The organism is Roseateles sp. GW821-FHT09H10, from assembly GCF_059415865.1.
Genome location: NZ_JBWKOB010000004.1, coordinates 307,615 through 328,913 on the forward strand (window position 1 = coordinate 307,615; position 21,299 = coordinate 328,913).

The following is a 21,299-nucleotide window of genomic DNA, read 5'->3' on the forward strand; positions in this document are numbered from 1 at the left end:
AGAAGGTGCTGACCCGGTCAGGGCTTCCAGTGCAGGAAGTTGCGATAGAGGGCGAGGCCCAGCGCGGCACTTTTCTCGGGGTGGAATTGGGTCGCAAAAATATTATCCCGGGCCACCGCGCAGGTAAAGCGAGTGCCGTAGTCGGTCTCGCCCACGCTGTGTTGCGGCAACGCGGTCGTCGCGTAGAAGCTGTGCACGAAGTAGAACCAGCTTTCGTCCGGGATGCCATCCCACACCGGATGGGCACGCGGCTGGTGCACGCGGTTCCAGCCCATCTGCGGCACCTTGAAGCGGCTGCCGTCCTGCTGCAGCCGCCCTTCCAGGCGGAAGCGCTGCACGCGGCCGGGGATCAGCCCCAGGCCCGGCGTGTCCTGCTCCTCGCTGTGGTCCAGCAGCATCTGCATGCCGACGCAGACACCGAGCAGCGGTTTGCTCGCGGCGGCTTCCAGCACGGCTTCCTTGACGCCGGAGTCGGCCAGTTCGCGCATGCAGTCGCGCATGGCGCCCTGGCCCGGCAGCACGACGCGCTCGGCGGTACGCACCACTTCAGGGTCGCAGGTGATGGCGACATCAAAGCCCTGGCCCTCGGCGGCATGGATGACGGCCTGCGACACCGAGCGCAGATTGCCCATGCCGTAGTCGACCACCGCCACAACGCGAGCCCCTCGGCGAACGGGTGCGTTCGCCGATCCCCCGAGGGGATGGGTGCCGGCCAGGGGCGGCCCGTCGCTCGGCCCGCCAGTCCGCGTCACAGCGAGCCCTTCGTCGACGGGATCACGCCGGCCGAGCGCGGGTCGGCCGTCGTGGCCATGCGCAGCGCGCGGCCGAAGGCCTTGAACATGGTCTCGGCCTGGTGATGGGCGTTGTGGCCCTTCAGGTTGTCGATATGGACGGTGGCCAGGGCCGCGTTGGCGAAGCCCTGGAAGAACTCGAAGGTCAGCTGGGTGTCGAAGGCGCCGATGCTGCCGGACGTGAACTTGCAGTCCATGTGCAGGCCCGGGCGGCCGGACAGGTCGATGACGACGCGCGACAAGGCCTCGTCCAGCGGCACATAGCTGTGGCCGTAGCGGGTCAGGCCGGCCTTGTCGCCCACGGCCTTGGCCACAGCCAGGCCCAGGGTGATGCCGACGTCTTCCACCGTGTGGTGGCCGTCGATGTGCAGGTCGCCCTCGCAGTGGATGTCCAGGTCGATCAGGCCATGGCGGGCGATCTGGTCCAGCATGTGGTCGAAGAAGCCGATGCCGGTCTGCAGCTTGGACTGACCCGTGCCGTCGAGGTTGATGCGCACGGTGATGCGCGTCTCGCGGGTGTTGCGGGTGACTTCGGCAGTGCGAGGGGCGTTCATAGGCAGCTCGGGAGTTCAGCCAGCAGGCGGGTGTTTTCGTCGGGCGTGCCGACCGTGAGGCGCACACAGTTTGCGAGCAGCGGGTGCATGGCCGAGACGTTCTTGATCAGCACGCCCCGGGCCTTCAGCGCCGCGAAGGTGGCAGCCGCGTCCTGAACCCTGGCAAGAATCATATTGCCCTGGCTGGGCCAGGGGGCGATGCCGGGCTGGGCCTGCAGCGCCTTGAACAGGCGCTCGCGCTGCTGGCGCAGCTCGGCGGCCTGGGCGGCATAGACCTCGGCATGCTCCAGTGCGAAGAAGGCAGCCTCGGCATTCAGCACGCTGATGTTGTAGGGCGGGCGCAGCTTCTCGACCTGCTCAACGAGCTCGGGCGCGCCCAGCAGATAGCCGATGCGCACGCCGGCCAGCCCGAACTTGCTCATGGTGCGCATGACCAGCACGTTCTTCTGGCGGGCCATCAGCGCGAGGCTGTCGGCACTGGCGAAGGGCTGGTAGGCCTCGTCCATGACGACGATGCCCGGCGCGGCCTGGGCGATGCGCTCGATGACGGCGGCGTCCCACAGCGTGGCGGTGGGGTTGTTCGGGTAGGCCAGGTAGACCAGCGCGGGCTTGTGCTTTTCGATGGCGGCCAGCATGGCAGCCTCGTCCAGCTCGAAGTCGTCGGCCCGCAGCGGCACGCCGACGAATTCCAGCCGCTGCTGGCGCGCCAGGGCCTCGTACATGACAAAGCCGGGCACGGGGGCCAGCACGGTGCCCCCGGGCCGGGCGACGGCCAGGGTCAGCAGGCCGATCAACTCGTCCGAACCATTGCCCAGGGTCACGCCGACGTCGTCGCCCACGCCGGCATGGCGGGCCAGGGCGCGGCCCAGCTCGGCGGTGCGCTCGGCCGGGTAGCGGTTCAGGGCCAGGGCGCCGAGGCGCTCACCCAGGGCCCGCTGCAGTTCGGGTGGCAGGCGATAGGGGTTCTCCATCGCGTCCAGCTTCAGCAGTCCGGCACTGGGCTGCACGACATAGGCATGGGCCGCGCGCACGTCGGGGCGGATCTGGGCGAGGGCTTGGTCGAGTGGAGCGGTCATGGCGCTGCAGGAACGGGAACGACGAGGGGGTTGAGGACCTGCACGCTGTCGTAGACGGCGTCATGCGGCAGGGCCAGGCTGAGCAGGCGGGTGCACCCCTGAGCCTTGGCGCTGGCGACGACGAGGGCGTCGGCAAAGGGCAGGCCGAAGCGGCTTTCCAGCGACCAGGCCGATTCCACCGTCGCCTGGTCGGCGGCCCAGGGCTGCCAGTGCTGGTAGCGGCGCACCTCGGCGCGCACATCGCCTTGCGGCATGGGCGGGCGGATCTGGCGCGTCGCCAGCAGGTAGAAGTCGTTCAGCACCTGCACCGACACCCGGCCGCGGCGCGTGGCCCAGAGCTCGCGCAGCCAGGCCAGCACCTGCTCGCGCTCGGCGGGGCGGGCGCCGTCCTCGCTGAACAGCAGCACGGAGGTGTCGACGAAGACCGGGTCTTTCATCCCAGCACCTGTCGGCCCGGATAGGGCTGGCCATCGGAGGCCCAGGAGCGCTCGCGGTGCAGCCAGTCCTGCTGGGCTCGCTCATAGGCATCGTCGTGCAGCATCTTCTCTGCCAGCAGCTCGCCGAGCAGCCGGGACACGCTGGTGTTGCGCCGCGCGGCCTCCAGCCGGGCCCACTCGGCCACGGCGTCGTCCATGGACACGGTGACGTTCTTCATGAGCCGGAGATTACACGAAGTTCGTGTTGCACGAACTTCGTGTCGAAATAACCCGCGCTTGATCCGGGCTAAGGCCGGTACCAGAGCTCCGGCCTGTCCAGCGGCGTCTGCTGGGGGACCAAGGGGTTGCGCAGCTCGATGATGCGCCGCGAACCCAGCCTGGCGCGGGCCAGGTCCTCGCCATGGTGCTTCAGGAACAGGCTGTCGAAGGCGCCGCTGGCGCGAATGCGCTTCAGGCCCAACTCGATGGCGGCGGCCAGTTCGGTGTCCTCGAAGGCCACGAAGTAGTAGATGGCGGCCGGATAGTGCAGGCAGATGTTGGGCACGACGCTCAGGCCCTGGCCATAGCGCTCCAGCTCCCACCAGATCTCCTCGACGGAGCGCGGGAAGGCGTCGGCCCGGCCCAGGCGCAGCTGCTTGAACATCGCGTCATAGCTGGGCGACACGACGACCTTGAGGCCGTTGGCCTGCAGGATGCCGGTGTCGGGCCACTCCAGGCCCTGCACCAGGGAGAACTGGCGCAGCTCGTTCAGCGCCTTCACCTCTCCCATGCGCGCCGCCACCTCGGCCGAGGCCAGCAGCAGGCGCCAGCCATAGAGGCCCTTGAAGATGGGCACGCGGATGGGATGGGCCTGCTGCTCCCGTTCGACCGAGGTCATGGTCCAGAGCACGTCCAGGCGGCGGTGCTTGCCCAGCTCCTGCAGGGCCCGGTTCTGCGGGATCAGCTCCGGGGTGGGCTCCAGCACGACCGGCATGCCGGCCGCGGCCAGGGCCTGGTCGAGCAACTGGGCCGGATAGCTGCGCTGCAGGTCGGTGCGCGCAGAGACCTGCGGGATGCGCAGGCGGCGAAGTGCGCCATGGGCGGCCGCCAGCGGCAGGGCGGCCGAAGAAAGGATGAGATCGCGTCGTCTCAGGACCATGTGCGCCAGCGTATCCGAAGCGACAGCCTCCCTTCAATCTCGGCAAGCTCGCGTGGGTTAGCCTGTGTATCCCGCCACCCGCCCCTTCCCGATGCCTTTGTCGCGCCTCGCCAAGAAACCCCTGCAGGCCACCGTCGCCAAGCTCAAGCGCACCGGCCGCGCCCTCGGCAAGCTCAAGCCTGAATCGGTGAACCCTGTCCAGGCGCTGCAGGACATCAAGGCCAGGCGCATCGCCAGGCGGACGGCCTCGGGCCTGCAACTGGTGCTGGCCGACCGCGTCGACTTTCTGAACCCGCAGCACTGGGATGCGCTGGCGGCCCAGACCGTCTTCCTGTCGCGCGACTATCTGCGCGTGCTGGAGCAGCATGCGCCGGACAACCTGGAACCGCGCTACGCCATGGCCTATGCCGACGGCGAACCGGTGGCGGCGCTGCTGCTGCAGCGCGTGGCCGTCGGTGGTGGCCAGTTGCGCAAGCCCGGCAGCAAGAAGCTGGTCGATGCGCCCATGGCCGGGCTCAAGGAGCATCTGCTGGTCTGCGGCAATCTGCTGGTCTGGGGAGCGCGCTCCATGGCCCTGGCGCCGCATGCAGACCCAGGCCAGCTCTGGCATGGCATCTGCGAAGCCATCTACCGGCTGCGCCGCGCCGACAAGCTGGACGGCCAATCCGACTTCGCGCTCATCAAGGATCTCGGCATGCCGGTCGCCGACGTGCCGCCGGCCCTGCGCCTGCTGGGCTATCGCAGCGTCGAGACCGAACCCGACATGGTGCTGACGCTGCGGCCCGAATGGCGCAGCTGGGACGACTACCTCGCCAGCATGACCTCGGGCTACCGCAGCGCGGCCAAGAAGCTGATCAAGGATTGCGGCGCCGGCGGCATCACGCTGCGCGAGATCACCGCCGAGGAGATGGCCGCGCGCGCCGACGAGCTGCATGCCCTCTACGGCCAGGTGCACCAGGCCCAGGGCCTGCGGCTGGCGACGCTGACGCCCGGCTATCTGCCGGCCATGGCGGCTGCGCTGGGGCCGCGCTTTCGCTGCCGCGTGGCAGAGCATGCCGACGGCCGCTGGCTGGGCTTCGTGACCAGCGTGCACGACGGCGCCACGGCCCTGGGCTACTACATCGGCTACGACCGCGCGGCCAATGCCGATGCGCCCATCTACCTGGCCCTGCTGCAGTCCACGGTGCAGGACGCCATCGCCTTCGGCTCGACGCGCCTGAGCCTGGGCCGCACGGCGCTGGAGCCCAAGGCCAAGATGGGCTGCAAGCCGGAGCCGCTGAGCTGCGCGGTGCGCCACCGCGTGTCGGCGCTGAACTGGATCACGACGGCCCTGACCAAGACGGCCGAGCATGACGAGCCGCCGGAGCGCAGCCCTTTCAAGGCCGTGGCCTGAGAGCCCCTCGCCCAGTGCGCCGCGCTGGACGCGGGCGCCCTGGTCGGTCCCCCGAGGGAACGACGATGCTTGCCGGATCGACCGGCAAGCACATCGTCAGCGCGGGCCGGCTAGGTGAACTGGAGTCGGACACAAGCAGTCCCTGCGGACTGCTTGCGCCTACGGAAGGCCATGGGCCTCTGGCCCATGGCAGGCCCGGCGCTCGGCCCGCGGACACGTGCGCGCCGCTCACTTCAATCGAAGTTCCGCAGCCCGTGCGTGGGCCTGCAGGCCCTCGCCGTGGGCGAGAACGCTCGCGATGCGGCCGAGTTCCTGGGCGCCGGCTTCGCTGACCTCGATGAGGCTGCTGCGCTTCTGGAAGTCGTAGACGCCCAGCGGCGACGAGAAGCGCGCCGTGCTGGCCGTGGGCAGCACATGGTTGGGGCCGGCGCAGTAGTCGCCCAGCGACTCGCTCGTGTACGCCCCCATGAAGATGGCGCCGGCATGGCGCAGCAGAGGCTCCCAGCGCTGGGGCTCGGCCGCGCTGATCTCCAGATGCTCGGGCGCGATGCTGTTGCTGATCTCGCAGGCCTCTTCCATCGAGCGCGTCAGGATCAGCGCGCCGCGGCCCTGCAGCGAGGCACGGACGATGTCGGCCCGCGGCAGCTCCGGCAGCAGGCGCTCCATGCTCGCGCGCACGGCGTCGAGGAAGGCAGCATCCGGGCTGAGCAGGATGCTCTGCGCCATCTCGTCATGCTCGGCCTGGCTGAACAGGTCCATGGCCACCCAGTCCGGCGGCGTCGTGCCGTCGGCGATGACGAGGATCTCGCTGGGACCGGCGATCATGTCGATGCCGACCTGGCCGAAGACATGCTTCTTGGCCGAGGCCACATAGGCATTGCCCGGACCGGTGATCTTGTCGACGCGCGGAACGGTGGCCGTGCCATAGGCCAGGGCCGCCACGGCCTGGGCGCCGCCGATGGTGAAGACACGATGCACGCCGGCGACCGCCGCCGCGGCCAGCACCAGCGGGTTGCGCACGCCGTCGGGCGTCGGCACGACCATGATGATTTCCTGCACGCCGGCCACATGGGCCGGGATGGCATTCATCAGCACGCTGCTCGGGTAGGCGGCCTTGCCGCCGGGCACATAGAGGCCGACACGGTCCAGCGGCGTGACCTTCTGGCCCAGCAGATTGCCGTCTTCGTCGCGGTAGCTCCAGCTGCGGCCGGACGCTTCGAGCTGGCGCTCGTGATAAGCCCTGACACGTTTCGCAGCCGCCTGCAGCGCATCGCGCTGAGCCGGCGTGATGGAGGCCAGCGCGGCCTGCAGTTCGGCCTGGGCTATCTCCAGCGCGGCCAGGCTGTCCACCTTCACGCGGTCGAAGCGGGCGGTGTAGTCCAGCACGGCGGCGTCGCCGCGCTCTTGCACATCGGCCAGGATCTCGGCGACGCGCCCTTCGATGGCGGCATCGGTCTCGGCCGACCAGTGGCGCAGGCGCTCGAATTCGGCGGCGAAATCGGCGTCGGCGGTCGAGAGTTGGCGAACTAGGCTCATGCGATGGCCTGGGCGAAGGCGTCGATCAGCGGGCGCAGTTGGTCGCGCTTGAGCTTCAAGGCGGCCTGGTTGACGACGAGGCGGGAGGAGATGTCCATGATCTGCTCCACCTCGACCAGCTTGTTGGCGCGCAGCGTGCCGCCGGTCGAGACCAGGTCGACGATGGCCTCGGCCAGGCCCGTCAGCGGCGCCAGCTCCATGGAGCCGTAGAGCTTGATGAGGTCGACGTGCACGCCCTTGTCGGCGAAGTGCTGGCGGGCGATCTCGGTGTATTTGGTGGCGACGCGGATGCGCGAGCCCTGCTTCACCGCGGCGGCGTAGTCGAAGTCCGCGCGCACCGCCACGCTCATGCGGCAGCGGGCGATCTTCAGGTCCAGCGGCTGGTACAGGCCATGCGAGCCGCCCTGGGCCAGCGCCTGCTCATGCAGCACATCCCGGCCGGCCACGCCGAGGTCGGCGCCGCCGTACTGCACATAGGTCGGCACGTCGCTGGCGCGCACCAGCACCACGCGCACGCCTTCGCGGTTGGTCGGCAGGATGAGCTTGCGCGAGGTCTCGGGGTCTTCCAGCACCTCGATGCCGGCGGCGCGCAGCAGCGGCAGCGTCTCCTCGAAGATGCGGCCCTTGGACAGGGCCAGCGTCAGGCCGGCGCTCATTGCGGATTCCATTCTTCGGGCGCCAGCGTCTTCATCGACAGCGCATGGATCTGCTCCCGCATGCGCTCGCCCAGGGCGGCGTAGACGCGCTGGTGGCGCTTGATGCGCGACAGGCCCGTGAACTCGGCCGACACGATGGTGGCGAAGAAGTGGCGGCCGTCGCCTTCAACTTGCAGATGTGCGCAGGGCAGGCCGGCGGCGATGTAGTCGTGGACGTCCTGCGGGGTGGGATCGGGCATGGCTCGTATAGGGAAAACCAGGGCGCGATTGTAGGGAGGCGTTGCAAATCCAGGCGCCGGGCCGGGAACGCCTGCGCTTCGTCAGTTACCAACGCGGGCCACGTCGTTCTACCGGAGCCAATCATGGGACTGAAGAAAATCGCCGAACTTCGCAAGCTGCTGGACACCAAGAAGAAGACCTTCGAAGAGTTCCGGAGCGCCGCCGACGAGTTCAACAAGACCTACGCCAAGATCGCGGCGGCCCACGACGGCGTCGACAAGTTGAGGTCGGAGAACCTGGCGCGCGTCCAGAGCCTCGAAACCCACAACATCAAGGAGTTTGACGACTACCGAAAGGCGCTCGTGGCCGTCTATGAAGGATGGGGCAATCGTCCGCTGCCGCTGAAGCCGCTGGAAGCCGTCATCGAGAAGCAGAAGGATGCGCTCGAGGCCGAAAAGAAGAAGCTGGTCGACAAGCTGATCGCCACCATGCCCGCCGAAGTCAAGCCCGGGATGGTCTTCAAGTTCATGGCAACAGGCGAACTCCGCGAAATCACCGGCGGCAAGAGCGAATCCACCAACGTCAACCTCAAGGGCGATGAGCGCTTCTGGTACGACTACAAGACTGAAGGCGGTCGGACCGGCAGCACGAGCCTGAAGAACCTGAAGACCGACTACAAGTTCATCAGGATCTGATCTTGTAGCCCTTCTTCAGCAGCGACAGGGCCAGCCCTGCCGTGACTGCGAAGCTCACGCCCACAACGCCGAGGCTCAGCCACGGCGACACGTCGCTGACGCCGAAGAAGCCGCGCCGGAAGCCGTCGATCATGTAGAAGAACGGGTTCAGGTGGCTGATGCCCTGCCAGAAGGCAGGCAGCGAGTGCACCGAATAGAAGACGCCCGACAGGAAGGTCATCGGCATGATGATGAAGTTCTGGAAGGCCGCCAGCTGGTCGAACTTCTCGGCCCAGAGACCGGCGATCAGGCCCAGCGTGCCCATCAGGCCGGCGCCCAGCACGGTGAAGGCCAGCACCCAGAAGAGGTTGTCCAGGCCCGGCGGCGCGAACCACGCCGTCACGGCCAGCACCCCCACGCCCACGGCCATGCCGCGCACGATGGCGGCGCCCACATAGGCGACAAACCAGGCCGACGGCGACAGCGGCGTCAGCAGCAGGAAGATCAGGTTGCCGGTGATCTTGCTCTGGATCAGGCTGGACGAACTGTTGGCGAAGGCGTTCTGCAGCACGCTCATCATCACCAGGCCGGGGATGAGGAACTGCGTGTAGCCGACCGTCTCGTAGACCTTGACGTGGTTTTCCAGCGTGTGGCCGAAGACCAGCAGATACATGCAGGCGGTCAGCACCGGCGCGCAGACCGTCTGGAAGGCGACCTTCCAGAAGCGCAGCACTTCCTTCTTGAAGAGCGTCGAAGCGCCGCTGAATGTGTGCACCCTTCGCGCTTCGCGCTGTCCCGCCGAGCGGGAGCGAGCTTGCTTGGAGCGGTCCTGCGCTGCGCTCATGCGTGCTCTCCCTGCATGATTTCGAGGAACACGTCTTCGAGGTCGGCGCGGCCGATCTCCAGGTCCTCCACCGGCACGCCGGCGGCGCGCAGCGCGGCCAGCGTGGTTTCCACCTCGGCGGCGTCGTGGGCCGTCACCTGCACGATGCGGCCCGTGACGCGGGCGCGCTCGGCAATGTCCGGCGGCAGCGGCACATCGGTCTTGAAGCGCAGCATGGTCGAGGCCGTGCCGGCCAAAAGCTGGGAGGTGCGGTCCAGGGCCACGATGCGCCCCTGCTTCAGCATGCCGATGCGCTGGCACAGGGCCTCGGCTTCCTCGAGATAGTGGGTGGTCAGCAGCACCGTGTGGCCCTCCTTGTTCAGGCGGGCGATGAACTGCCACAGCGTCTGGCGCAGCTCCACGTCGACGCCGGCCGTCGGCTCGTCCAGCACGATGACGGGCGGGCGGTGGACCAGAGCTTGGGCGACCAGCACGCGGCGCTTCATGCCGCCGGAGAGCTGGCGCATGTTGGCGTTGGCCTTGTCGGCCAGGCCCAGGTTGGCGAGCAGCTCGTCGATCCAGTCGTCGTTGCCATGCACGCCGAAATAGCCGCTCTGGATGCGCAGCGATTCGCGCACGCTGAAGAAGGGGTCGAAGACCAGTTCCTGCGGCACCACGCCCAGAGCCTTGCGGGCGGCGGCGTAGTCGTCCACGACGTCATGGCCCATGACCCGCACCCGGCCTTCGGTGGCCTTGGCCAGGCCGGCCAGCACGCTGATCAGCGTCGTCTTGCCGGCGCCATTGGGGCCGAGCAGGCCGAAGAACTCACCGCAGTGGATGTCGAAACTGACGCCGTCCAGCGCCTTCACCTGCCCTCCCCGGTATGTTTTCTTGACGTTCTCGAAGGAGATGGCGGGCGGGGAGGTCTGATTTGGCATGGGGCGCGATTCTAAAAGTTGACCCTTCTGAAGCGCCTTTCGCTGCCAGAATGACCCGCGCATGCCTACGCCCAAACGCCCCCGCCGCACCGCCGAGCGCATCCTGGAGGTCACCCTCGACCTCTTCAACAGCTTCGGCGAGCCCAATGTGTCGACGACGCTGATCTCCGCTGAACTGAAGATCAGCCCGGGCAATCTCTACTACCACTACCCGGCCAAGGACGAGCTGGTCAACGCCCTGTTCGGCCGCTACGAGGCCGAGCTCAGCGAGCTGCTGGCCGCCGCCGACAACGTACGCAATGTGGAGGACGCCTGGCTGTTCTTCCACATGCTGTTCGAGCTGATCTGGAAGCACCGCTTCCTGTACCGCGACCTGAACGACCTGCTGTTCAAGAACCGCCGCCTCGAGACCCATTTCCAGAGCCTGCTGGCCGCCAAGGAACAGGCCATGCGCCATGTGCTGTCGGGCCTGCACCTGGGCGGCGCGCTGAAGATGGAACTGCGCGAGGCCGCGCCGACGGCCAACGCCATGGTGGTGGTGGTCAGCTACTGGCTGAGCTACGAATACGTGCGCGACCCGCGCCATGCGCTGGAGCCCGATCGCGCCGGCGCGGCCCTGATGCGCGGCGCCTTCCATGCGCTGAGCCTGCTGCTACCCTACCTTGAGCCTGCGTCCAAGGATCATTTGTTCAAGCTCGCCGGCAACTACCAACAACCCTGAAGGAGACATCGCGATGGCCAAGTGGACCGCCTTTCCCTACGACAACAGCGCCTTCGTCTACACGGCGGCCACGCTGAAGAAGAACTGGGCCCGCCTGCATGCTGGCGATGCCGAACCCTTCCCCAAGGACGCCGCCGTCGTGCAGGCCTGGATCCACTTCCACGCCGGTGAATTCCAGGCCGCCTATGACGCCGGCCTGGCCGCCGGCGGCGCCGGCATCACCGTCGCCAACAAGGCCCAGGGCATCTACGCCAACTACCTCGAGAAGAAGGAGAAGGCGAAGCTGGAGATGTTCCTGGAGATCTCCGAGCGCGCCGAAGCCCAGCAGGGCGAGGAGCCCAAGAACGCCAATGCCTGGTACTGGCAGGCCTACGCTCTCGGCCGCTATGGCCAGGGCATCAGCGTCGCCAAGGCGCTGGCCCAGGGCCTGGGCACCAAGGTCAAGGGCGCGCTGGAAACCACCATCGAACTCGCCCCCAAGCATGCCGACGCCCATATCGCGCTGGGCGCCTTCCATGCCGAGGTCATCGACAAGGTCGGCAAGCTGCTGGGCCGCACCCAGGGCGCCGACACGGCCACCGGCCTGAAGATGTTCGAGCAGGCCATCAAGCTCAATCCGGCCAGCGCCATCGCCATGATCGAGCGCGCCAACGGCCTCGTCATGCTGGAGGGCGACAAGCGGATGAAGGAAGCCGAAAAGCTGTATGCCGACGCGGCCGCCTGCACGGCCATGGACGCGATGGAAATGCTCGACATCGAGCTCGCCAAAGAGGAACTTGAGGAGTAATTCACGGCTCGAGCAGCGGGTCGTGAACTCCGTCACGACCCGATCTCCCGCGCCCCGGGGGTGCAAGTCCGCGCATGGCGGCGTAAGCTTCGTCCCCATCAGCCACCCCCCACACGAGACCGCGCCATGAAGTTCCTGATCCCCGCTTTCGCTGCCGTTACCGTCTTCGCCGCCCAGGCCGCGAACAACGCCACGCCCGAGCAGGCCGAGCTGCGCGCCGAGTGCGCCAAGAGCTACACCGACACCAGCAGCATCGCCACGCCGGTCGCGTCCAACGAGTACCAGTTCGTCTACGCCAACGGCAAGTACAAGGGCGAAGCCAAGCCCGGCAAGCTGCTGGCCTGCACCGAAGGCCAATACGCCGCCTACCTGGACAAGGCCGATCCGGCCAAGGTGATGGCCGCCTACCCGACGGCCGCCGGCCGCCCGACCGCCAAGAAGAAGGCCGAGCCCTTCCGTCTGTGATTCCCTGCTGATCGTTTCCAAACGTCAGCCCGCTAAGGCGCTCTTCGGAGCGCCTTTTTGTTTTTGCGGCGCGGCCGGCCTAATGTTCAAACTCAATGGACATTGCAAGGAGCCCGCGATGAAGATCCTCCTGACCGCCCTCGCCTGCCTGGCCGGCCTGCCAGCGCTTGCCGATGACACCGATGTTCACAAGGCCCGGCAGGAACTGCGCGCCGGATGTGCCCAGAGCTACGCCAGCTTCATCGCCCACCAGCCGGCCGGCAACGCGCCCGAGTACCGCGGCGAGAAGGCACCCGGCGACAGCAGCTACTACGCCGACGCCAAGCCCTGCACCGAGGAGCAGCTGGCCGCCTATCTCGACCGCGCCGAGCCGTCGCTCGTGATGCGCGCCTACCCGTCCGCCGCCGGCCGCCCCAAGGCCAAGAAGCCGGTGACGGCACCTTCCGCGCCTGCCAGGGGTTGAGCCCGGGCAAGCGGCGGCCGCATGTTTGATGCACTGCGGCGTGCATTTGCTTGCACTTAGGCGTAGTCTTTCTCTCACCTTCAGCAGCAAGGAGGTCAGCCATGAGAACCCTCGCAGTCGTCATTGCGTCTCTGGTTACCGCGCTGCCGGCCCTGGCGGCCGACACCCCGGCCGCCCATGCCCAGGCCGTGTTGCGCGATGGATGTGCCCAGGCCTATGCCAGCCATAGCGCCTACTACGCCACCGGCGGCCCGGTCCAGGCCTTCACCGGCGAGCGCTACAAGGGCGACAACCGCTACTACAACGACGCCAAGCCCTGCGACGAAGCGCAGTACGCGACCTATCTGGAAAAGGCCGACCCGGCCACGGTGACGATGGCCTACCCCACGTCCGCCGGCAAGGCCAAGGCCAAGAAGGTCGCCAACACCGCCGTCGTGGCGCCCAAGTCGAAATAGCGGGTCGCGGCCCGGCTCACGCCGGGTGAGGACGCTCGGAACCCGGCCTGCGAAGGCCGGGCGGCCATGCATGTGCCGCAGTCGAGCGCTGCGGGCCAAGGCGTCGCTTTGCCGTCACGGCAGATGTGAGGGGGCAAAACCCGGCACCGCAGCGTAAGCTCCGGCGCCGTCGCCACCTCACAAGACTGCCCATGAAGGCTCTGATCCTGGCCCTTGCCGCATTGGCCGTCCTCGTGCCGCCTGCCGCCGAGGCCGAGGGCACGGCAGCGCTGGCGCTCACCAGGTCCCACGGCAAAGGGGGCAAATGCATTCCCCGCCAGCCGGATCCGGCCTTCAATCCGGACCAACCGTTCTACGCGCTGGTCGGCGCCTGCGACTACAGCGCCCAGAGCACCTCAGGCTATGTCGATGACATGGCCAAATGGCTGAAGGCAGGGCCTGGCGCGCTGCTGTTCGTGCATGGCCGCGGCAAAGAGCCCCTCAAGAGCGTGGTCGGCATGGGCGGTCTGGTGAAGGGGCAGGCGCTGAAGAAGCTGACGGAACGCGGCCTGCGGCCCGTCATGTTCAACTGGAATTCCAAGCCCGAAAGCCTGTCCGACCGCCAGACCCCGCTGAGCCATGTCGACAAGGCCGCCGAAGCCTTCGCCGAGTTCCTGCAGGCGTATGCCCGGTTGCGGGAGACTCAGCCCGACCTGCCGCGCCCGGTGCTGCTGGTCCACAGCATGGGCGCCATCGTGATCCAGCGCAGCGTCGAGCGCGGCGCCTGGCCCCAGCAACTGAAGCTGTTCGAGCGCATCGTGTTCTCCGAGCCCGACGCCGACCGCAAGGACCATGAGGTCTGGATGCGCCGGCTGGCGAGCACGGAGTCCGTCTGGGTGACCTGGAATCGAGATGACATCGTCCTCAATGCCGCGACCGACCAGCGTGAGGAGGGCGTGCGCGCGCTGGGCCTGGGCGTGCGCTGGTACGAACCCCTGGCCGAAGGCGTGCGCTATGTCGACCTGAGTCACATCGGCACCTGCTGCAAGAGCTGGTTCAACCACACGGTCTTCGTCCGGGACAGCTTCGGCAAGCAGCCCTTGGTGGACTGCTTCATGGATCGTCTGCTGGCGGGAGAAGCCATCGATGCCGCGACCGATACCGCCGTGCGCGATACCGATTCCCGTGGCGTGATCCGGCTGAAGAGCATTCCAGGCCCGGGGCCTGCGGCGACCTTCGTGGACTGAGGCCGGTGTCGCGGCAGATCAGCCATTTGGCCGATGGCGGTCCCGGCCGGCCGGCGGCAGACTGCAGGTACAACATCCGCTCGGGGAAGCAGAGCCTCCAACGGCCTGCCATGCTGCCCCGCCCGGACCTGCCCTCGCACTGACCCATGTCCTTCCTGCTCATCGACGACCACGCCATGCTGCGCGAAGGGCTCGCCCTGCTGCTGACCAGCGCCAACCCCGGCGCCACCTGCGTGCAGGCCGGCTCCCTGGGCGCGGGAATGAAGCTGGCCGGCGAGCGGCAGGACCTCGATGTCATCCTGCTCGACCTGGACCTGCCCGACAGCCAGGGGCCGGGCGGCATCCCCGCGCTGATGGAGCGCTGCCCGGCGGCCCGTGTCGTCATGCTGTCGGCCCACGAGGACAACGCCACCGTGGAGTCCTGCATCGACGCCGGCGCCTCCGGTTTCGTGCACAAGAGCGCCGGCTTCGAGGAGCTGAGCAAGGCCCTGGCCATGGTGGCGGGCGGCGGCATCCCGCTGCCGCCTCGGCTGCTGCAAAAGAGCGCCCGCCCCGAGGCCACGGCCCTGGATCAGCTCAGCGCCCGCCAGCACGAGGTGCTGCAGCAGCTGCTGCGCGGCGCCAGCAACAAGGTCATCGAACGCCGCCTGGGGCTGTCGACCTCCACGGTGAAGACGCACCTGGCCGAGATCTTCCGGCGCCTGGGCGCCAGCAACCGCACCCAGGCCGTCGTCGCGGCGGCCGGGATGGGCCTGCGCATCACGCCCGAGGCAGCTTCACCCTGAAACGCGAGCCGGCACCGATCCGGCTGTCCAGTTCCAGCGGATGGCGCAGCAGCGCCAGGCTCTGCTTCACGATGGCCAGGCCCAGGCCCCAGCCCGGCGTTCCCGCGGCGCGCTGGTCCAGCCTCACGAACTCGTCAAAGATGGATTCACGCTGCTCGGCTGGAATGCCGGGCCCCGTGTCCCAGACCTCCAGCCAGACCTGGCCCTTGCGCGCCCGGGCCAGCACCAACACGCCGCCGCTTTCGGTGTGGTGCACGGCGTTGCCGGCCAGGTTGCGCAGCACCTGGGCGATCAGCGTGGGGTCGGTGCGCACGGCCAGCGCCGTCGGGCGCACCCGCAACTCCAGCCCCTTGGCGTCGGCCTCTGTGCGCAGGTGCAGGGCCAGTTCGTCCAGCAGCGGCTGCAGCGCCACCTCGGCCACGGTGGCCTTCACGGCACCCGTGCTCAGGCGCGACAGGTCGAGCAGTTCGCTCATGAACCGCTGCAGACCGTCCAGGCCCTGCTGGGCGCGGTCCAGCAAGCCTTCCTGCGTCGCATCGACCGCGCGCTGGCGTGCCATGCCCACCATCAGGCTGACGGCCAGGATGGGCTGGCGCAGGTCGTGGCTGGCCGCCGCGAGGAAGGCCGACTTCACGCCGTTGGCCCGGTTCAGCGCACGCGTGCGCTGCTGGATGCGCGATTCCAGCAGCCGGTTCAGGCGCTCGCCGCGCGCCAGCGCCAGCATGAGGCCGCGCAGGCGCCAGGCGCCAAACAGCATCAGGAAGATGGGCGCCGCCTCCGGCATCCACAGCGTGCCGGTGACGGGCAGCATGCCCAGGCCGTAGAAGTAGTCGTGCACGCCGGCACCCACCACCATCGCCGCACCGGACGCCACCAGGGCCACCGGCCAGCCGCGCTGCCGCCAGGCATGGGCCAGCAGCAGGCCGATGGCCGGCACGATGATCAGCAGCAGGGCCGGATAGAGCCAGCGCCGCGCCATCACGATGGACTCGGTCGCCGCCGCCACGCAGCCCAGCACCAGCAGGACGGGCACCAGGATGTCGGCCAGGCGCCGCAGCGCGCGCGGCTTGACCTCGCTGGCCGCCAGGGCCAGCCGGGTCAGCAGATAGGCCGACAGCACCTGGGCGATGAAGAACAGCAGGTCGGGCCAGGGTGCCGGCGGGCTGAAGCCCTGGTCGAAATAGGCCAGGTTGCGCGCGCAGGCCATCGAGGCCAGCAGCGAGAAACTGCCCAGCACGCCGTCCTCGCGGCGCTGCAGCCACAGCAGCAGCATGGTCAGGGCCAGGGTCAGCGCCACCAGATTGAGCGCCTGCGGCAGCCGCGACTCCCACTGCAGGTCGCGCGACGCCCGCGCCCGCACGAGCTCGGACGCTCCCACCCAGACAACGTCAAGCCCGCCGCGGATGCCATATTCCACCGCCACGTCCACGGTGTTGCGGCCCGGGCGCAGCAGCCCCGGCGGCAGGGCCAGCACGGAAGGCTCGGGCCGTGGCCGCGCATTGCGGCGGCGCTGGTCCTGCACGATGACGCCGTTGATGGTGATGGCGTGCCGCGTCGACACCCGCGGCAGGTACATCGCCCAGTTGCCCACGGGCGAGTCGGCAAGATCCAGCACCAGCTCGTAGCGGGCCGCGCCGCTCATGGGCAAGCCCCGCATGGCCCAGGTGTCGGGCAGGACCACCTCGGATCGCGAGCCGTCGGCCAGCACCAGCACCGCCCGCTCCAGCATCAGCTCCTCGTCGGCCCACGCCGGCGCCAGCTGTGCCAGCCATCCGATCAGCAGGGCGGCCCAGAACCGCCAGCCGCTAGGCCGCATCGCCCTCCCATGGCATCATCAGCGACAGCATCAGCAGCTTCTCGAACTCCGGCGCGAAGTTGGCGATGATGGCCTCGGGGTCGGGGCACAGGCCGGAATCGGTGATGAGGCCGAACTGCACGCGGCCGGCATAGGTCAGGATGCTGACGCCCATGCCGATGTCGCCGGACTGCGGCACCCAGAACATCACCTTCTCCACCGTCGAGCCGCAGAACTTCAGCGCCTGGGCGGGGCCGGGCACATTGGTCATGACGGCCGTCGCCTTCTTGGCGAAGAGGTTGAGCATGGCGTGCTGCACCGGCTTGATCAGCAGGCCGGCCACCGACAGCAGGCCGAAGGCCATGACGGGCTGGAAACTGCCCTTCAACTCGCTCATGCGCGCCCGCACCGCGAACAGGCGCTCGATGGGGTTGGCGATGCCGATGGGCAGCACCAGGGGCACCAGGCCGAAGCGGTTGCCCAGCTGCCAGGCCTGCTCCAGCGGACGCAGGTTGACCGGCACCATGGCGCGGATCTCCTTGCCCGCCGGGTCCTCGCCCTTGTCGGCCAGGTAGCGGCCGATGGCGCCGGCCGCGCAGGCCAGCAGCACATCGTTGATGGAGGCGCCCAGGGCCTTGCCGACGGCCTTGACCTCGTCCAGGGCCAGGCTGTCGTCCCAGGCCACCGTCTTGGTCGCGCCCGGCTTGCCCTTGAGGCGGGTCGGCGAGTCGTCGGGCATCAGCGCGAAGGCGGCCACGTCGGACACGGCCTGGTAGCCCATGCGGGCCATCTCCAGCGAGGAGTCCATGGGCGTGTCGCCGCGCATGGCCAGGTCCACCCCCTTGGCCATGCCCTTGCCCGTCATGCCGATGGCCTTGACGGTCAGGTTGCTCATGGGGCGCAGGAAGGCGTCGAGCAGCCAGTCCGCCTCATGGGCTTCCTCCGGCTCCTTGGCCGCCCGCTTGGGCGGCGCCTTGCCGCCGTCGGTGATGGACAGCATGACGGCGATCAGCGCGATGCCGTCGGCGATGCAGTGGTGGATGCGGGCGATCAGCGCGCTGGTGCCATCGCCCATGTCCTCGATGAGCTGGAACTGCCACAGCGGGTGGGCCGGGTCCAGCGGCTCGGAGCACAGCTCGCCGACGCGCTCGCGCAGCACTTCGTCGCGGCTCTGGCCGCGCAGCGGCAGCGGCACCTCGGCGACGACATGGCGGGCGATGTCGAAATCGCGGTCCGCCACCCATTGCGCGCCGAGCAGGGCGTCCTCGACGACCCTCTGCCTGAAGCGCGGATATTGCAGCAGCCTCTCGGCCACGCGCTCGCGCAGGGCGGCCAGCGTGATGCCGGGGCGGATGGACCAGACCCCGACGATCATCATCAGGTTGGCCTCGGTATCCATGCGCAGCCAGGCGGTATCCACCTTGGACATGCGTTCGCTGCTCGGGCCCATGTGCCTCCTCGGATTCGTTATGGAGCGGGCCTAAACTCGGCGGCCCGTCGACTGATTGTCACCAGATCGACGCCCCTGATTCAGCCTGGAGAACCCCGTGAGCCTGAAAGACCAATTCGAAGCCGCTGTCGCCGGCTCCAAAGACCTGCCCGAGCGGCCCGACAACCAGACCCTGCTGAAGCTGTACGCGCTGTACAAGCAAGGCAGCGCCGGCGACGTCGACGGCAAGCGCCCCGGCTTCACCGACATGGTCGGCCGCGCCAAGTGGGATGCCTGGAACGAGCTGAAGGGCACGTCGAATGACGACGCCATGCAGCAATACATCGATCTGATCGAGTCCCTGAAGTAACGCCTCTTCGGCGCCCCAAAGAAAACCGGCCTCAGGCCGGTTTTTTCTTGGCTGGCGCCTTCTTCTTGTTGGCGGCCAGCAGGGTGTCGAGCTCCTTCTGGATCTCGCCCTCGATGGTCTTCTTGAAGGCCCCGAGCAGGAAGCCGAGCTGGGCCACCAGCTCGAAATGGTCGGCCGCCACGGTCAGCTCGCCCTTGACGCCGGAGCGCGTGAACTCCACGGTGTCCTCGTCGTCGCCTTCGTGCACCGTGCATTCCATGTCGAACTTCTCTTCGACCTGCTCGGCCCACTTCCAGGCGATTTCGCGCGCCTTCTTCAGGCCCAGGTCGTGGTCTCGGTGGATGCGGATCTCGGCCATCGGGGGCTCTCCTGTGTCTCGTGCACCCCACTCTAAGCGAGAAGGCCGGCGCCAGCTCCGGCAAGCCGTTTGCACGCATACTCCGCGCCGAATAAGCCTGGCGCCAAGCCAGCTGAAGTCCAGGGAGGATCCATGCGCCTTGCCGACCCCGACCCGCTCGTCCTCGACCCGCTGATGGAAGGGTTGGTGCATTTCCGTGCTCCCGAGCCCGACCATGAGCAGGCCGTCTACTGGTTTCGCGTCGCTGCCGATGCGGGCGATGCCGAGGGTCTCGCCCTGCTGGCCCTGTGCCAGCTTGAAGGCCTGGGCCTGCCGCGCGACCCGGAGCAGGCGCGCGGCAACATGGAGCGCGCCTCAGCCGAAGGCAGCCTGACCGCCAAATTCCATCTCGGCCGCATCCTGCTGTCCGGCTGGGGCGGCGACCCCGACGCGCCGCGCGGCGTGGCCCTCTACACCGCCGCCGCGGCCATGGGCCATGCCGACGCCACATTCAACCTGGCCAGCTGCCTGGAATCGGGCTGGGGCTGCCAGCCCGACCGCCTGGCCGCCAAGGCCCTCTATATGCGGGCCCGCGCCATGGGCAGCCCGCTGAAGGCACCCGGCCTGCGCATCCGCGAGCGCGAGCTGGAAGCCGTGCGCGACCTGGCCCGGCGCTTCGAGCACGGCACGGAACTGCCCCGCCTCATCGAGGAGCGCCAGCACGAGATCATGTTGATCCACGACCTTGCCGAAAACCCCAAGCGCAAGGCCATGCTGAACGCCCGCCAGCGCCGCCGCGTGCTGCACATCGCCAGCGCCACGGCCCTCATTGCCGGCCTGGCCGCGGCCCTGGCCGGCCTGTTCGGCTGGCGTAACCACCAAGCATTGACGCATGATTCCGGCCCCACATCGATTGCATGAACATGACACGCCCGCTGCCGCTGAATGCCCACCTGATTGACGTCGGGCCCCTTGTCTACGGCTGCATGGCCCTGGGCGGCGACTGGGGCGGTGGCCCCATCACCGAGGCCGACATCGCCCAGGCCCACGCGGCCGTCGAGGCGGCCCTGGACATCGGCGTCAAGCTCTTCGACCACGCCGACATCTACCGCCGCGGCAAGGCCGAGGCCGTCTTTGGCGAACTGCTCAAGCGCGACGCCAGCCTGCGCGGCAAGGTGAGGCTGCAGAGCAAATGCGGCATCCGCTTTGCCGACGACAGCAACGTCGGCCGCTATGACTTGAGCGCGGCCTACATCGAGGACAGCGTCAACGGCATCCTGCAGCGCCTGGCCGTCGAGCGCATCGACATCCTGCTGCTGCACCGCCCCGACGCGCTGATGGAGCCGGCCGAGATCGCCCGCGCCTTCGGCCGGCTCAAGGCGGCCGGCAAGGTCGGCCACCTGGGCGTGTCGAACATGCATGCCGGCCAGATGCGCTGGCTGCAGATGGCCCTGCCCGAGCCCATTGTTGCCAACCAGCTGGAGCTGAGCCTGGCCAAGCTGGATGCCATCGACGTTGGCACCACTTTCAACGACCCGCAGGCCGCCACCCGCCCCGGCTGCGTCGCCTGGGCCGGCACGCTGGAATACGCCCAGCGCCACGGCGTGCAGCTGCAGGCCTGGGGCTCGCTGGCGCAAGGACGCTTCAACGACCCGGCCGCCTCACCCGCCGCCAAGGCCGTGCACGAGATTGCCGAGGCGCACAGCACCACAGCAAACGCCGTGCTGCTGGCCTGGCTGCTTCGGCACCCCGCCAGCATCCAGCCCGTCATCGGCAGCGGCAATGCGGAGCGGATTCGCGCCTGCGCGGATGCAACGAAGATCCAGCTGAGCCGGGATGAGTGGTACCGGCTGTATGTGACGGCGCGGGGGGAGGCCTTGCCCTGAGCACGATAGGCATGATCGAGCAAGACGGAACGCCGCATCGAGTCCTGGAACGGCCTTTCGCTTACCGCGTGGTCGAGTTCCAAGTCGACTTCAGCCTGAATCGTGTTGTCATGCGGCTTCACAGCCGCGAAGACGCAAGAGAAGTCATCCTTCAGTTCTCCGGCATTCATCAACTAAGGATTGATGAGGGATACGACGGCAACTACTCGGGAATGTCGATTTCGGACTTTTCGGCGAGCGGCATGGAGGCCGCTCGGATTCGAGTGTCAAGCTTGGAGCAAGATCCAGCGATCCATTTCTGGGCGCAGGCCGTTGAGCGCATTGACGAGCAGCCCTTGAGCTGAC

The 21,299-nt window shown here is 68.2% G+C and carries 27 protein-coding genes; 13 read left to right on the plus strand and 14 right to left on the minus strand.

The features are described 5' to 3' along the window. Positions 1-17: 17 nt before the first annotated feature. The 6 genes from hisH to AC07OY_RS20015 form a co-directional block, all read right to left on the minus strand. The gene (hisH, locus tag AC07OY_RS19990) at positions 18-653 is read right to left on the minus strand and encodes an imidazole glycerol phosphate synthase subunit HisH (protein ID WP_495044365.1); all 636 of its coding nucleotides are present in this window, start codon (positions 651-653) and stop codon (positions 18-20) included. 95 nt (positions 654-748) lie between these two features. After that, a complete protein-coding gene (gene hisB, locus AC07OY_RS19995; RefSeq protein WP_495044366.1) occupies positions 749-1,345 on the minus strand; it encodes an imidazoleglycerol-phosphate dehydratase HisB in 597 nt (198 codons plus the stop codon). Continuing rightward, positions 1,342-2,421 (minus strand): histidinol-phosphate transaminase, encoded by a 1,080-nt coding sequence (gene hisC / locus AC07OY_RS20000; RefSeq protein WP_495044367.1) that lies wholly within the window; start codon positions 2,419-2,421, stop codon positions 1,342-1,344. The genes hisB and hisC overlap by 4 nt, the downstream gene beginning before the upstream one ends. Continuing rightward, on the minus strand, positions 2,418-2,858 hold the full coding sequence (locus tag AC07OY_RS20005; protein ID WP_495044368.1) for a PIN domain-containing protein: 441 nt from the start codon (positions 2,856-2,858) through the stop codon (positions 2,418-2,420). The genes hisC and AC07OY_RS20005 overlap by 4 nt, the downstream gene beginning before the upstream one ends. Next, a complete protein-coding gene (locus tag AC07OY_RS20010) occupies positions 2,855-3,076 on the minus strand; it encodes a CopG family transcriptional regulator (protein WP_495044369.1) in 222 nt (73 codons plus the stop codon). Before AC07OY_RS20010 ends, AC07OY_RS20005 begins: the two co-directional genes overlap by 4 nt. Positions 3,077-3,144: 68 nt before the next feature. Continuing rightward, on the minus strand, positions 3,145-3,996 hold the full coding sequence (locus AC07OY_RS20015) for a substrate-binding periplasmic protein (RefSeq protein ID WP_495044370.1): 852 nt from the start codon (positions 3,994-3,996) through the stop codon (positions 3,145-3,147). Between the two features lie 91 nt (positions 3,997-4,087). Here AC07OY_RS20015 and AC07OY_RS20020 point away from each other — a divergent pair, with 91 nt between their 5' ends. Then, complete coding sequence (locus tag AC07OY_RS20020) at positions 4,088-5,389, plus strand: GNAT family N-acetyltransferase (RefSeq protein ID WP_495044371.1); 1,302 nt, start codon at positions 4,088-4,090, stop codon at positions 5,387-5,389. A gap of 228 nt (positions 5,390-5,617) precedes the next feature. Here the strand turns inward: AC07OY_RS20020 and hisD are convergent, their stop codons facing one another. From hisD to AC07OY_RS20035, 3 genes are read right to left on the minus strand one after another with little or no spacing between them, the layout of a single operon-like run. After that, positions 5,618-6,925, minus strand: a complete 1,308-nt coding sequence (gene hisD / locus AC07OY_RS20025; protein ID WP_495044372.1) for a histidinol dehydrogenase — start codon at positions 6,923-6,925, stop codon at positions 5,618-5,620. Continuing rightward, complete coding sequence (gene hisG, locus AC07OY_RS20030; RefSeq protein ID WP_495044373.1) at positions 6,922-7,581, minus strand: ATP phosphoribosyltransferase; 660 nt, start codon at positions 7,579-7,581, stop codon at positions 6,922-6,924. Before hisG ends, hisD begins: the two co-directional genes overlap by 4 nt. Beyond that, a complete protein-coding gene (locus tag AC07OY_RS20035; RefSeq protein WP_495044374.1) occupies positions 7,578-7,820 on the minus strand; it encodes a BolA family protein in 243 nt (80 codons plus the stop codon). Before AC07OY_RS20035 ends, hisG begins: the two co-directional genes overlap by 4 nt. A 123-nt stretch (positions 7,821-7,943) precedes the next feature. On the opposite strand from AC07OY_RS20035, the gene AC07OY_RS20040 reads away from it, so the two are divergent. Beyond that, on the plus strand, positions 7,944-8,495 hold the full coding sequence (locus tag AC07OY_RS20040; RefSeq protein ID WP_495044375.1) for a hypothetical protein: 552 nt from the start codon (positions 7,944-7,946) through the stop codon (positions 8,493-8,495). On the opposite strand, the gene AC07OY_RS20045 is transcribed toward AC07OY_RS20040, so the two are convergent. After that, positions 8,485-9,249, minus strand: coding sequence for an ABC transporter permease (locus tag AC07OY_RS20045; RefSeq protein WP_495044376.1), 765 nt, complete (start codon positions 9,247-9,249; stop codon positions 8,485-8,487). The two genes, AC07OY_RS20040 and AC07OY_RS20045, sit on opposite strands and share 11 nt — an antisense overlap. Before the next feature lie 65 nt (positions 9,250-9,314). Then, positions 9,315-10,235 carry an ABC transporter ATP-binding protein gene (locus tag AC07OY_RS20050; RefSeq protein ID WP_495044377.1) on the minus strand — a complete coding sequence of 307 codons (921 nt, stop codon included), beginning with the start codon at positions 10,233-10,235 and terminating at the stop codon, positions 9,315-9,317. 61 nt (positions 10,236-10,296) lie between these two features. Here AC07OY_RS20050 and AC07OY_RS20055 point away from each other — a divergent pair, with 61 nt between their 5' ends. The 7 genes from AC07OY_RS20055 to AC07OY_RS20085 all read left to right on the plus strand — a co-directional run bounded on the left by AC07OY_RS20055 (position 10,297) and on the right by AC07OY_RS20085 (position 15,137). Next, a complete protein-coding gene (locus AC07OY_RS20055) occupies positions 10,297-10,956 on the plus strand; it encodes a TetR/AcrR family transcriptional regulator (protein WP_495044378.1) in 660 nt (219 codons plus the stop codon). 13 nt (positions 10,957-10,969) lie between these two features. Next, positions 10,970-11,743, plus strand: a complete 774-nt coding sequence (locus AC07OY_RS20060; protein WP_495044379.1) for a hypothetical protein — start codon at positions 10,970-10,972, stop codon at positions 11,741-11,743. A 126-nt stretch (positions 11,744-11,869) separates the two neighbouring features. Then, positions 11,870-12,208, plus strand: coding sequence for a hypothetical protein (locus AC07OY_RS20065; RefSeq protein ID WP_495044380.1), 339 nt, complete (start codon positions 11,870-11,872; stop codon positions 12,206-12,208). 118 nt (positions 12,209-12,326) lie between these two features. Continuing rightward, positions 12,327-12,671 carry a hypothetical protein gene (locus AC07OY_RS20070; protein WP_495044381.1) on the plus strand — a complete coding sequence of 115 codons (345 nt, stop codon included), beginning with the start codon at positions 12,327-12,329 and terminating at the stop codon, positions 12,669-12,671. Positions 12,672-12,772: 101 nt separating this feature from the next. After that, positions 12,773-13,126, plus strand: coding sequence for a hypothetical protein (locus AC07OY_RS20075; protein WP_495044382.1), 354 nt, complete (start codon positions 12,773-12,775; stop codon positions 13,124-13,126). 191 nt (positions 13,127-13,317) lie between these two features. After that, on the plus strand, positions 13,318-14,352 hold the full coding sequence (locus AC07OY_RS20080) for an alpha/beta hydrolase (protein ID WP_495044383.1): 1,035 nt from the start codon (positions 13,318-13,320) through the stop codon (positions 14,350-14,352). 146 nt (positions 14,353-14,498) lie between these two features. Next, positions 14,499-15,137, plus strand: coding sequence for a response regulator (locus tag AC07OY_RS20085; RefSeq protein WP_495044384.1), 639 nt, complete (start codon positions 14,499-14,501; stop codon positions 15,135-15,137). Here the strand turns inward: AC07OY_RS20085 and AC07OY_RS20090 are convergent. Further along, positions 15,112-16,953 carry a sensor histidine kinase gene (locus AC07OY_RS20090; RefSeq protein WP_495044385.1) on the minus strand — a complete coding sequence of 614 codons (1,842 nt, stop codon included), beginning with the start codon at positions 16,951-16,953 and terminating at the stop codon, positions 15,112-15,114. The genes AC07OY_RS20085 and AC07OY_RS20090 overlap by 26 nt on opposite strands. Continuing rightward, positions 16,943-18,361 (minus strand): wax ester/triacylglycerol synthase family O-acyltransferase, encoded by a 1,419-nt coding sequence (locus AC07OY_RS20095; protein ID WP_495044386.1) that lies wholly within the window; start codon positions 18,359-18,361, stop codon positions 16,943-16,945. The genes AC07OY_RS20090 and AC07OY_RS20095 overlap by 11 nt, the downstream gene beginning before the upstream one ends. Before the next feature lie 118 nt (positions 18,362-18,479). On the opposite strand from AC07OY_RS20095, the gene AC07OY_RS20100 reads away from it, so the two are divergent. Beyond that, complete coding sequence (locus AC07OY_RS20100; RefSeq protein WP_119046790.1) at positions 18,480-18,731, plus strand: acyl-CoA-binding protein; 252 nt, start codon at positions 18,480-18,482, stop codon at positions 18,729-18,731. A 31-nt stretch (positions 18,732-18,762) separates the two neighbouring features. On the opposite strand, the gene AC07OY_RS20105 is transcribed toward AC07OY_RS20100, so the two are convergent. Then, complete coding sequence (locus AC07OY_RS20105) at positions 18,763-19,089, minus strand: polyhydroxyalkanoic acid system family protein (RefSeq protein WP_495044387.1); 327 nt, start codon at positions 19,087-19,089, stop codon at positions 18,763-18,765. A 132-nt stretch (positions 19,090-19,221) separates the two neighbouring features. On the opposite strand from AC07OY_RS20105, the gene AC07OY_RS20110 reads away from it, so the two are divergent. From AC07OY_RS20110 to AC07OY_RS20120, 3 genes are read left to right on the plus strand one after another with little or no spacing between them, the layout of a single operon-like run. Continuing rightward, complete coding sequence (locus tag AC07OY_RS20110; RefSeq protein ID WP_495044388.1) at positions 19,222-19,989, plus strand: tetratricopeptide repeat protein; 768 nt, start codon at positions 19,222-19,224, stop codon at positions 19,987-19,989. Further along, on the plus strand, positions 19,986-20,954 hold the full coding sequence (locus tag AC07OY_RS20115) for an aldo/keto reductase (RefSeq protein ID WP_495044389.1): 969 nt from the start codon (positions 19,986-19,988) through the stop codon (positions 20,952-20,954). Before AC07OY_RS20110 ends, AC07OY_RS20115 begins: the two co-directional genes overlap by 4 nt. 11 nt (positions 20,955-20,965) lie before the next feature. Continuing rightward, positions 20,966-21,298, plus strand: a complete 333-nt coding sequence (locus AC07OY_RS20120) for a hypothetical protein (RefSeq protein ID WP_495044390.1) — start codon at positions 20,966-20,968, stop codon at positions 21,296-21,298. Position 21,299 lies beyond the last annotated feature (1 nt).

Coding starts and splice junctions, on each gene's coding strand:
- hisB (WP_495044366.1), bottom strand. CDS start 1,345: ATGAACGCCCCTCGCACTGCCGAAGTCACCCGCAACACCCGCGAGACG.
- hisC (WP_495044367.1), bottom strand. CDS start 2,421: ATGACCGCTCCACTCGACCAAGCCCTCGCCCAGATCCGCCCCGACGTG.
- AC07OY_RS20005 (WP_495044368.1), bottom strand. CDS start 2,858: ATGAAAGACCCGGTCTTCGTCGACACCTCCGTGCTGCTGTTCAGCGAG.
- AC07OY_RS20010 (WP_495044369.1), bottom strand. CDS start 3,076: ATGAAGAACGTCACCGTGTCCATGGACGACGCCGTGGCCGAGTGGGCC.
- AC07OY_RS20015 (WP_495044370.1), bottom strand. CDS start 3,996: ATGGTCCTGAGACGACGCGATCTCATCCTTTCTTCGGCCGCCCTGCCG.
- AC07OY_RS20020 (WP_495044371.1), top strand. CDS start 4,088: ATGCCTTTGTCGCGCCTCGCCAAGAAACCCCTGCAGGCCACCGTCGCC.
- hisD (WP_495044372.1), bottom strand. CDS start 6,925: ATGAGCCTAGTTCGCCAACTCTCGACCGCCGACGCCGATTTCGCCGCC.
- hisG (WP_495044373.1), bottom strand. CDS start 7,581: ATGAGCGCCGGCCTGACGCTGGCCCTGTCCAAGGGCCGCATCTTCGAG.
- AC07OY_RS20035 (WP_495044374.1), bottom strand. CDS start 7,820: ATGCCCGATCCCACCCCGCAGGACGTCCACGACTACATCGCCGCCGGC.
- AC07OY_RS20040 (WP_495044375.1), top strand. CDS start 7,944: ATGGGACTGAAGAAAATCGCCGAACTTCGCAAGCTGCTGGACACCAAG.
- AC07OY_RS20050 (WP_495044377.1), bottom strand. CDS start 10,235: ATGCCAAATCAGACCTCCCCGCCCGCCATCTCCTTCGAGAACGTCAAG.
- AC07OY_RS20055 (WP_495044378.1), top strand. CDS start 10,297: ATGCCTACGCCCAAACGCCCCCGCCGCACCGCCGAGCGCATCCTGGAG.
- AC07OY_RS20060 (WP_495044379.1), top strand. CDS start 10,970: ATGGCCAAGTGGACCGCCTTTCCCTACGACAACAGCGCCTTCGTCTAC.
- AC07OY_RS20065 (WP_495044380.1), top strand. CDS start 11,870: ATGAAGTTCCTGATCCCCGCTTTCGCTGCCGTTACCGTCTTCGCCGCC.
- AC07OY_RS20070 (WP_495044381.1), top strand. CDS start 12,327: ATGAAGATCCTCCTGACCGCCCTCGCCTGCCTGGCCGGCCTGCCAGCG.
- AC07OY_RS20075 (WP_495044382.1), top strand. CDS start 12,773: ATGAGAACCCTCGCAGTCGTCATTGCGTCTCTGGTTACCGCGCTGCCG.
- AC07OY_RS20080 (WP_495044383.1), top strand. CDS start 13,318: ATGAAGGCTCTGATCCTGGCCCTTGCCGCATTGGCCGTCCTCGTGCCG.
- AC07OY_RS20085 (WP_495044384.1), top strand. CDS start 14,499: ATGTCCTTCCTGCTCATCGACGACCACGCCATGCTGCGCGAAGGGCTC.
- AC07OY_RS20090 (WP_495044385.1), bottom strand. CDS start 16,953: ATGCGGCCTAGCGGCTGGCGGTTCTGGGCCGCCCTGCTGATCGGATGG.
- AC07OY_RS20095 (WP_495044386.1), bottom strand. CDS start 18,361: ATGTCCAAGGTGGATACCGCCTGGCTGCGCATGGATACCGAGGCCAAC.
- AC07OY_RS20105 (WP_495044387.1), bottom strand. CDS start 19,089: ATGGCCGAGATCCGCATCCACCGAGACCACGACCTGGGCCTGAAGAAG.
- AC07OY_RS20110 (WP_495044388.1), top strand. CDS start 19,222: ATGCGCCTTGCCGACCCCGACCCGCTCGTCCTCGACCCGCTGATGGAA.
- AC07OY_RS20115 (WP_495044389.1), top strand. CDS start 19,986: ATGAACATGACACGCCCGCTGCCGCTGAATGCCCACCTGATTGACGTC.
- AC07OY_RS20120 (WP_495044390.1), top strand. CDS start 20,966: ATGATCGAGCAAGACGGAACGCCGCATCGAGTCCTGGAACGGCCTTTC.